We start from the raw sequence: 6667 nt of genomic DNA on the forward strand, positions 1-6667 counted from the left end.
CACAACTTAAAAACCAAAACCCGCAAAACGAGTTGAAGAACGCTGTGACTGTTTTACAGACGTGTCCTCTACCTAACGCCCAGGGGCGCCTGCCCGACGGTGTCGGGCAGCGGCGGCAGCGTCCCGATCATCTCGGCCTGGCGCTGGGCCCGGTGCACCCAGCCGCGCATCATCTGCCTGATGAGGAACGCGATCAGCACGGCCAGCAGTGCGGCCAGCACCAACGAAGCGATCAGGGTGGGAGTGTTCACGGTGCTGATCCCCCGGTCGCTGCGCTCCTGCCCGCCGGCCGGGGCTTCCCGTCCAGCGCGGTGACCCGGCCGCGCAGCAGGGTCGCGGTCACCGTGGCGGGCAACGCCATCGACTCGAACGGGGTGTTGTCCGAGCGGCTGGCCAGTTCGGTGCCCGCCACCGTCCAGGTGGCGTCGGGATCGATCACCGTCAGATTGGCCGGTTCACCGACCTCGAGCGGGCGGCCCTGATCGGGCAGGTCGACGATGCCCGCCGGGGCCTCGCTCATCACCTTCGCCACACCCCGCCAGGTCAGCAGGCCCGGCCGCACCATCGTCTCGACCACCACCGAGAGCGCGGTCTGCAGGCCCAGCATGCCCGGGCGCGCGACCGAGAACTCGCAGCATTTCTCGTGTTCGGCGTGCGGCGCGTGGTCGGTGGCCACACAGTCGATGACCCCGTCGGACAGGGCCTGGCGCAGCGCCCGCGCATCGCCGGCCTCCCGCAACGGCGGGTTGACCCGGTCCCGCCCGTCGTAGCTCGCCAACCGGGAGTCGTCCAACAGCAGGTGATGCGGAGTGACCTCGGCGGTGATCGAAACTCCTTGGGCCTTTGCCCATTTCAGCAACTCGACGGTTCCCGAGGTGGAGGCGTGGCAGATGTGCACCCGGGCCCCGGCGTCGCGGGCCAGGATCGCGTCGCGGGCCACGATCGACTCCTCGGCGGAGCGCGGCCAGCCCGCGAGCCCCAGCCGTGCGGCGTTGGCGCCCTCGTGGGCGACGGCGCCGACGGTCAGCCTCGGCTCCTCGGCATGCTGGGCGATCAGCACCCCGAGGCCGGTGGCGTACTCCAAGGCGCGACGCATCACCAGCGGATCGTCCACGCACAGCCCGTCGTCGGAGAACATCCGGACCTGGCCGACGCCCGAGGCCATCAGACCCATCTCGGTGAGCTGGGCCCCCTTGAGGCCGACCGTGACGGCACCCACCGGATGCACGTCGACCAGGCCGACCTGCTGGCCCCGGTTCCAGACGTGGTCGGTGATCACCGCGGTATCGGCGACCGGATCGGTGTTGGCCATCGCGAACACCGCGGTGTATCCGCCCAATGCCGCAGCCGCCGAACCGGTTTCGATATCCTCGGCGTACTCGCGGCCGGGTTCGCGCAGGTGCGTGTGCAGATCGACGAACCCCGGCAGCAGGATCTGGCCGGTCGCGTCGATCACCTCACCGGAGCCGGGAACTGCCAGCCCCGAACCGATTTCGGCAATCTGGCCGTCCCCGACCAGCACGTCGACCGCCTCGCCCTCACCGTAGGGCCGTACCCCCCGGATCAGCACCTGGTCACTCATACGCCGATCGCCTCCTGATCCGAACCAACCAGCAGATGGAAAAGCACCGCCATCCGCACGTGCACGCCGTTGGAAACCTGTTGCAGCACAGCCGATTGTGGCGAGTCCGCGACGGGGAAGGCGATCTCCATGCCGCGCAGCATCGGGCCGGGGTGCAGTACCACCGCCCGGTCCGGCAGCATGGCCTGGCGCTGCTCGGACAGGCCGTAGCGCACCGAGTACTCCCGCGCGGACGGGAAGAATCCGCCGTTCATCCGCTCGGCCTGCACCCGCAGCATCAACACCGCGTCGGTGGCGGGCAGTTCGGCGTCGAGGTCATAGGACACCGAGACCGGCCAGTCGGCCACCCCCACCGGCAGCAGCGTCGGCGGCGCCACCAGCACCACCTCGGCGCCCAGGGTGGCCAGCAGCGTCACATTCGACCGGGCCACCCGGCTGTGCAGTACGTCGCCGACGATCACAACCCGCCTGCCCTCGATCCCGCCGAGGCGCTGACGCAGAGTCAGCGCGTCGAGCAGCGCCTGGGTCGGATGCTCGTGGGTGCCGTCGCCCGCGTTGATGACGGCCGGGCCGCCGTCGGATTCGGCCGTCCACTCGGCGAGCTGCTGGGCCGCGCCCGACGCGGGGTGGCGGATGATCAGCGCATCGGCACCCGCGGCCCGCAGCGTGAGCGCGGTGTCGCGCAGCGACTCCCCTTTGGACACCGAGGAACCCGAGGCGCTGACGTTGATCACGTCGGCACTCATCCACTTGCCCGCGACCTCGAACGACACCCGGGTCCGGGTCGAGTTCTCGTAGAACATCGTGATGACGGTGCGACCGCGCAGGGTGGGCAGCTTCTTGACCTCGCGACCCAGCAGCGCCTCACGGAACCGGTCGGCGTCATCGAGGATCGCGGTGGCGTCCTCGCGGGAGAGATCGGCGGCGGCCAGGAGATGACGCGTCATTTCGAAATCACCACTCCGTCGCGGTCGTCGTGTTCGGAAAGCAGCACGTGGACGCTCTCACTCCGTGACGTCGGCACGTTCTTGCCCACGTAGTCGGCCCGAATCGGCAGCTCGCGGTGGCCACGGTCGACCAGTACGGCCAGCTGCACACTGCGCGGACGGCCGATGTCGCGCAGCGCGTCCAGCGCCGAACGCACCGAGCGCCCCGAGTAGAGGACGTCGTCGACCAGGATCACCACGGCGTCCTCGACCCCGCCGGGCGGGATCGAGGTCGAGGCCAGCGGCCGGGGCGGCTTGAAGTTGAGGTCGTCGCGGTAGAGCGTGATGTCGAGCGCACCGTGCGGCAGTCCGACGCCGGCGAACTCGTCGATCTTCTCCGCGAGCCGGGTGGCCAGGATCACTCCGCGGGTGGGAATGCCCAGCAGCACCACGCGTGACCGCCCCGCGGGATCGTCCAGCGCGGTCTTCTCGATGATCTGATGAGCGATCCGGGAAATGGTGCGGCCGACGTCCGCCGCGGACAGCAATTCCCGGTCGGTACCTGAAGAGTCCATGGTGAGACCCTGACCTCCTTCTCCGCCTCTCTGGACGGATCGTTAAAGGACGTCGAACTGCCGGGCAGCTTAGCAGAGCGGGGCTACGCTGGTGAAAATGACAGGCCCCGCGAATTCCGGCTCCGGATCGTCGTTCGACTTCGACGCCCTCTACCGCGGCGAGAGCCCCGCCGAAGGTGTGCCGCCGATCACCACACCGCCGTGGGACACCAAGGCGCCGAAGGACAATGTGGTCGCCTGGGCCGAAGCCGGGCTGGTGCACGGCGCCGTCCTCGACATCGGCTGCGGGCTCGGCGACAACGCCATCTACCTCGCCGAGCAGGGATTCACCGTGACCGGCCTCGACATCTCCCCGACCGCGCTGATCACCGCCGAGCGCCGCGCCGTCGATGCCGGGGTGGCGGTCAGATTCGCCGTCGCCGATGCCACCCGCCTCGACGGGTACGACGCCGCGTTCGACACCGTGATCGACAGCGGGATGTACCACTGTCTCGACGACGACGGGAAGCGCAGCTACGCCGCGGCCGTGCACCGGGCCACCCGCCCCGGCGCCACCCTGCTGCTCGGCGCGTTTACCGATGCGAACGCCGACGACGAATGGGGTGCGCCGACGGTCTCCGAGGAGACCCTGCGCAGCACGCTCGGCGAGGCCGGATGGACCATCACCACGCTGACCTCGCAGACCGTTCAGATCCGTCGCCCCGGCGGCGACGAGGTCGAAGCGTCGTTCTGGCTGCTGCAGGCCGCACGGACCTGACTACCCTGGCCCGGGTGAACCTCGACGGCAACCAAACCTCGATCCGCGAGGCGATCGACGCGGGCCTGCTGGCCGGCGCGGTCACCCTGGCGTGGCAGGCGGGCAACCTCCTGCAGGTCAACGTGCTGGGGAACCGTGACGTCGATGCCGGGCTGCCGATGCAGCGCGACACCATCTTCCGGATCGCCTCGATGACCAAACCGGTCACCGTGGCCGCGGCCATGGCGCTGGTCGACGAGGGAAAGCTGACGCTGACCGATCCGGTGACGAAGTGGCTGCCGGAACTGACGGATATGCGGGTGCTGCGCGAGCCGCGCGGCCCGCTGGACCGGACCGAACCGGCGCGCCGACCGATCACCGTCGACGATCTGATGACCCACCGCAGCGGGCTGGCCTACGTGTTCTCGGTGCTGGGGCCGCTGGGGGCGGCCTACGGCAAGCTGTCGCTGCGCCAGGACCAGGACCGCTGGCTGGCCGAGGTGGCCCAGTTGCCCTTGGCGCATCAGCCCGGCGACCGCCTCACCTACAGCCACGCCACCGATGTCCTCGGCATCGTGCTGTCCCGGATCGAGGGCAGACCGCTGGCCCAGGTGCTCGCCGAGCGGATCCTCGGACCACTCGGCATGACCGACACCGGCTTCTCGGTCGACGCCGAGGGCCGGCGCCGGGCCGCCACGATGTACAAGCTCACCGCCGAAAACACCCTGACCCATGACGTCATGGGGCCGCCGCCGATCGCCGATCCGCCGTTCTGCGCGGGTGGCGCGGGGCTGTTCTCCACCGCCGACGACTATCTGACGTTCGCCAGGATGCTGCTGGGCGGTGGCACGGTCGACGGCGTGCGGGTGCTGTCGCCGGAGTCGGTGCGCACGATGCGCACCGACCGGCTCACCGCCGAACAGAAGCAGCACCCGTTCCTGGGCGCACCGTTCTGGGTGGGCCGCGGGTTCGGCCTCAATCTGTCGGTGGTCACCGACCCGGGCAAATCGCGACAGCTGTTCGGACCGGGCGGTGTGGGCACCTTCAGCTGGCCCGGCGCCTACGGAACCTGGTGGCAGGCCGACCCGTCCGCCGAGCTGATCCTGATCTATCTGATCCAGAACCATCCCGACCTCTCGGTCGATGCCGCCGCGATCGCCGGCAACACCTCTGCGGCCAAACTGCAGGCCGCGCAGCCGAAGTTCGTCCGGCGCACCTATCAGGCGCTGGAACTGTAGCCCGTTCGGGGACGTGCGCGCCTAGGCTGTCGGGCATGGCTCAGCCGACCGTGCTCATCAGCGGGGCAGGCATCGCCGGTGCGGCGCTCGCCCACTGGCTCGCCCGGTACGGGCACCGCGTCGTCGTGGTGGAGGCCGCGCCCGGCATCCGCCCGGGCGGTCAGACCGTCGACCTTCGCGGAGCGGGCCGCGAGGTGATCGGTCGGATGAGCCTGATCGACGAGATGCGGGAACGGTCACTGGAGCAACGCGGTGTCGCCTGGGTGCGGGCCGACGGTACCCGGCGGGCCGAAATGCCCGTGACGGCGTTCGACGGCAACGGCATGGTCTCGCAGCTGGAGATCCTGCGCGGCGATCTCGCCGAGGTGCTCTACACCGCGACCAGTGACCGCGCCGAGTATCGCTTCGGCACCCGCGTCACCGACATCGACGAATCCGGCGCCGAACTCAGCGACGGGACCCGGGTCGATGCCGACCTCGTCGTCGGGGCCGACGGACCCCATTCGGCGGTGCGGCGCCTGGCCTTCGGCCCCGAGGACGATTACGCCGTCCCGCTGGGCGGATACAACGCGTGGTTCACCGCGCCCGACACCGTCGGTCTCGACGCCTGGTACCTGATGTATCAGGAACCAGGCCTGAACGCATCGATGCGACCGTCGCACGACCCCGCCATGTGCAAGGCCGGTCTGGCGTTCCGATCGGCCCCCGTCGCCTACGACCGGCGCGATCCGGAGGCGCAGTTGGCCCTTCTGGCAACGAATTTCGCCACGGCCGGCTGGCATTGCCAGGCGTTGCTGGCCGCCGCAGCCGAAGCCGACGACTTCTACTTCGACGCGTTCCTTCAGGTCCGTATGCCCACGATCTCCTCCGGCCGGGTGACCCTGGTCGGGGACGCCGGTTACTGTGCGTCCCCATTGTCGGGTATGGGCACCAGCCTTGCCCTGGTCGGCGCGTACGTGCTTGCCGGCGAACTCGGACCGGCGGATTCCCTTGAGGTCCAGGCGATTCCGGCTGCGCTGGCCCGCTACGAGACGATCATGCGGCCCTACATCCGGCGTTGTCAGCAGCTGCCGAACGGTATCGACGGCTATCTACCGAAATCGGCGGTCGATATCGCCGTGACCGCACAGCTGATGAAATGGATGCAGCGGCGGCCGTTTCGTTCCGTGGCGGGGCGCAAATGGTTCACCGTGGCCGACGCCATCGACCTGCCTGACTATCCGGCTCCCCGGTCATACACCTGACGCCATGCGCAGCTCGACCCCCCGCTTGTCGGTGGTCGAAGGTATGTTCGATTCATGCAGGTGGATGCGGTCGAAGCGGTAGCGGCGTTGCGGGCTGCCTTCGACGCGTTCGCGGCCTGTGATTTCGAGGCGTTGAGCCGAGCCGAGTTGGTGGCGGTGCTCGACGAGTACGAGGAACTGACATGCCAGCTGCCGTCCCTGTCGCATCGGATGCTGGCCCGGTTGCAGGCCGACTCGACGCCACGGGAGATGGGCGCCAAGTCGTGGAACGAGGTACTGCGCATCCGCTGGCGGCTCTCCACTGCGCAAGCGTCCCGCCGCTTAGGGGAGGCCGCCGAGCTGGGGCCGCGCCGCGCGTTGACCGGG

7 protein-coding genes and 1 pseudogene are annotated in these 6667 nt (G+C 69.3%); 4 read left to right on the plus strand and 4 right to left on the minus strand.

Features of this window, described 5'->3' with window-relative positions; all coding sequences use genetic code 11:
- Positions 1-86 precede the first annotated feature (86 nt).
- The 4 genes and pseudogenes from ACWDTP_RS36405 to pyrR form a co-directional block, all read right to left on the minus strand.
- Positions 87-251, minus strand: a pseudogene (locus tag ACWDTP_RS36405) (transporter); the annotation flags it as partial.
- On the minus strand, positions 248-1582 hold the full coding sequence (locus tag ACWDTP_RS36410; RefSeq protein ID WP_450028071.1) for a dihydroorotase: 1335 nt from the start codon (positions 1580-1582) through the stop codon (positions 248-250). The gene ACWDTP_RS36410 and the pseudogene ACWDTP_RS36405, both read right to left, overlap by 4 nt.
- Positions 1579-2529 (minus strand): aspartate carbamoyltransferase catalytic subunit, encoded by a 951-nt coding sequence (locus ACWDTP_RS36415; protein WP_450028072.1) that lies wholly within the window; start codon positions 2527-2529, stop codon positions 1579-1581. The genes ACWDTP_RS36410 and ACWDTP_RS36415 overlap by 4 nt, the downstream gene beginning before the upstream one ends.
- Positions 2526-3083: a bifunctional pyr operon transcriptional regulator/uracil phosphoribosyltransferase PyrR gene (gene pyrR / locus ACWDTP_RS36420; RefSeq protein WP_450028074.1), complete on the minus strand. Its 558-nt coding sequence runs from the start codon at positions 3081-3083 to the stop codon at positions 2526-2528. Before pyrR ends, ACWDTP_RS36415 begins: the two co-directional genes overlap by 4 nt.
- A gap of 97 nt (positions 3084-3180) precedes the next feature.
- Here pyrR and ACWDTP_RS36425 point away from each other — a divergent pair, with 97 nt between their 5' ends.
- From ACWDTP_RS36425 to ACWDTP_RS36440, 4 genes are all read left to right on the plus strand, one after another.
- The gene (locus ACWDTP_RS36425) at positions 3181-3840 is read left to right on the plus strand and encodes a class I SAM-dependent methyltransferase (RefSeq protein ID WP_450028075.1); all 660 of its coding nucleotides are present in this window, start codon (positions 3181-3183) and stop codon (positions 3838-3840) included.
- Positions 3841-3854: 14 nt separating this feature from the next.
- Entirely contained in the window at positions 3855-5057 is a 1203-nt protein-coding gene (locus ACWDTP_RS36430) for a serine hydrolase domain-containing protein (protein WP_450028076.1), read from the plus strand.
- Between the two features lie 35 nt (positions 5058-5092).
- Positions 5093-6301, plus strand: a complete 1209-nt coding sequence (locus ACWDTP_RS36435; RefSeq protein ID WP_450028077.1) for an FAD-dependent monooxygenase — start codon at positions 5093-5095, stop codon at positions 6299-6301.
- A gap of 54 nt (positions 6302-6355) precedes the next feature.
- Positions 6356-6667, plus strand: a 312-nt coding sequence (locus tag ACWDTP_RS36440; protein WP_450028078.1) for a DUF222 domain-containing protein, incomplete at its 3' end; no start/stop codon positions are given.

The sequence above is a fragment of the Mycobacterium sp. NPDC003449 genome (genome assembly GCF_053588415.1).

What these genes read in the sequence shown, in the direction of transcription:
- pyrR (WP_450028074.1), bottom strand. Translation starts at nt 3,083, where the DNA reads ATGGACTCTTCAGGTACCGACCGGGAATTGCTGTCCGCGGCGGACGTC.
- ACWDTP_RS36435 (WP_450028077.1), top strand. Translation starts at nt 5,093, where the DNA reads ATGGCTCAGCCGACCGTGCTCATCAGCGGGGCAGGCATCGCCGGTGCG.
- ACWDTP_RS36415 (WP_450028072.1), bottom strand. Translation starts at nt 2,529, where the DNA reads ATGACGCGTCATCTCCTGGCCGCCGCCGATCTCTCCCGCGAGGACGCC.
- ACWDTP_RS36425 (WP_450028075.1), top strand. Translation starts at nt 3,181, where the DNA reads ATGACAGGCCCCGCGAATTCCGGCTCCGGATCGTCGTTCGACTTCGAC.
- ACWDTP_RS36410 (WP_450028071.1), bottom strand. Translation starts at nt 1,582, where the DNA reads ATGAGTGACCAGGTGCTGATCCGGGGGGTACGGCCCTACGGTGAGGGC.